The organism is Schnuerera sp. (assembly GCF_035459645.1).
GTDB lineage: Bacteria > Bacillota > Clostridia > Tissierellales > Tepidimicrobiaceae > Schnuerera.
Window position 1 is genome coordinate 1 of sequence record NZ_DATHXO010000027.1, and the last position, 2,729, is coordinate 2,729.

Consider the following 2,729-nt stretch of genomic DNA (forward strand, 5'->3'; position numbering starts at 1 on the left):
AGGCAATAATGCATTTCTCGCTGCATGTTTATATAAAACAGTTTTTTCTTTTAATCCTTTGGCATTTGCCATCTCTATATAATCCTCAGATAAAACTTCTAACATGCTATTTCTCATAGTTAATAAAGGTGTAGCTACAAAATATAACCCTGCTACTAAAGAAGGTAATACTAAGTGTCTTAGAAAATCTATACTTAAAAATATCTCACTAAAGGTTTCACCTGTATATCCAGAGGTTCTCATACCTTGAGCAGGAAACCAACGTAGCTTAGTAGCAAAAAGCAAAATAGCCATAAGCCCTACCCAAAATGTAGGAGCTGAACGAAATATCAAAGCAAAAGTTATGCCTGTTGATTCCATTTTACTGCCTCTTTTCCACGCCATCCAAGCTCCCCCAAACACACCTATTAAGTAAGCAAGTATCATTGCTGTAAACATTAAAATAAGAGTTGCCGGCATTCTTTCTCTTATAATTTGTAGTACTGGTTTCCCATAGAAAAAAGAATCCCCAAAATCTAATCTAACTAAATCTTTGATAAATATAGTATATTGTTTCCATTTACTATCGTTTAACCCATACCTTTCTAACATTTGATCTCTTGCTTCTTTAGGCATTGAAGGATCTACTATATATGCTGTAGGATCTCCTGGCATTGCTCTAAATAGAAAAAATATCATAGTAGAAATTAATATAATCATTACTAGCATAATAGCTATACGTTTTGTAGTATATTTTAACATTTATCCTACTCCTTTCTTCTTTAAAATATAACCATAAGAATCGAAAGTTTCGACCCTTATGGTTATTAACACTTTCAAATCTTTTCTATTCTTTTGGCATACGTAATCTTCCTTCACTATCCCAAGTAAATCCTGCTTCTTCCAGTATCTCTTTTGCCCTTTCTGGATCGTATTCGTCATACTTTATCGCATTTGGATTATGCCAAAACTCATTAACTGAATTAATAACTAGTCCAGCACCACCTCGGCCACCATAACCATTTAAATGAACATCCACAGCCAAATCATAATCAACAAGATGAGCAGTTGCTATTCTAAAATCTTTATTATTAAAAGGTGCTCTGTCTAAATTCATTCCTAGATAGAAAAATCCAATATCATTTACATTTGTTAGTTCTAAATGGTCATATTTTCCACCTTCATTATTATCTATTTGTTCAATATGTGCAGGTACTAAATCATAAGATACTAAATCTATATCTCCTAATTCCAATGCAGTCAATACGCCTTCAGGAGAGCCAAATATATTAAATATATAACCATCAATATTTATATCTTCAAAATAATCTCTGTTGGTATCTGTTACAAGCTCTTCTCCTGGTCTAAAGTTCTTAAATACAAAAGGCCCACTTCCTATTGGATTGCTATTATCATAATTAATTGGATCATCTATATTTTCCCATATATGTTTTGGTAAAATAGGTATCTGAGTCAAAGTATTTGTAACAAATGGCGCATATGGATATTCTAAATTAAATCTAATTGTATCTTCATCAAGTATTTCAACTGTATCAATAGGCTCTAAAAATGACATAAAATATTCTACATTGTTGTCAATAAAAGCCTCGAATGTAAACTTAACATCTTCCACAGTTACAGGCTCACCATCATGAAAGTTCATCCCATCTCTTAAGTGAACATCAATAGTAGTATCATCTACAATATCCCAACTAGTTGCAGCCCATGGCATCGGTTCTATTTCTGGGGTTAATCTTACTAATTTATCATAAATAAGACGTAAGTTTCTCCATTCGTATACTGATTTTGCCTTCATAGGGTTTAATGTATCTAAATTAACATTACTGGCTACTTTTAATACTTTTTCATCTGTTATAGGTTCAATAACCATAGGAGTCCATTCATTAAATAAACCTTCTCCGGGAATATTTTCCACATTTTTAAATTTATCCTTATTATAGGCTTGTACATTTGCACGAGAATATAATGTTATTCTAGGTACATCTTCTCCTAATATTTCCTGGGCTTCAAACACTAATTCTCTTCTTTTTTCAATGTCCATTTCTTGCCTTTGAGCATCAGCTACAGCATCAAATTCATCACTTCTATATTTATCAGTGTTATTACCACCTGGGTTAGCATTCTTTGAGTGGTTAATAGAATGGATGAACATATCTGGATCTAATCTCTCCACCCTACCTGACCATCCAATGGTATAAGCATCATAATCACTATCTTCTCCATAAATGGTATCTATCAATACTGCAAAATCTATAGGTTCAGCTTTAATATCCACGCCAAGTTTTTGTAACTCATTGGCAACTTCATTAGCCATTTCATAATTCACCATATTGTCTTCTGGTAATGATGATAATATGGTTATTGATGGTACAAGCTCCCCCATCTCTTCATCACTTAATATACTATCCCCATCTTCTCCTGATGATTTATCACCTGAATTACTACAGGCAGATAATATAAGAATTAATACAATCAACAGACTTAAAAACACTCTCTTTTTCAAGTTTTCGTCCCCCTTCTTTCGTTTTTCTGAATATTCTGTGTCTTTTAAATAGAATTCTATTCGCTTAGATATTGTTTATTTAGCTATGCAAAGCTTTAAACCATTATATTTCTGTCTATACTACAGTATAATTATATGGTTGTCAAGTATAATTATTATGTCATTTCAAGAGGAAAACGTTATCGTTTCCCTCTTGAGAGGTTGAAAGCTTGTCTTATCAATGCAT

General features: G+C 32.4%; 2 protein-coding genes. Both read right to left on the minus strand.

Annotated elements, in window-relative coordinates:
• Window positions 1-741 (minus strand): ABC transporter permease (locus tag VK998_RS00645; protein WP_325224340.1); only part of this gene is annotated, 741 nt, incomplete at its 3' end.
• An 85-nt stretch (window positions 742-826) separates the two neighbouring features.
• Window positions 827-2,503 carry an ABC transporter substrate-binding protein gene (locus tag VK998_RS00650; protein WP_325224342.1) on the minus strand — a complete coding sequence of 559 codons (1,677 nt, stop codon included), beginning with the start codon at window positions 2,501-2,503 and terminating at the stop codon, window positions 827-829.
• Window positions 2,504-2,729: the final 226 nt, after the last annotated feature.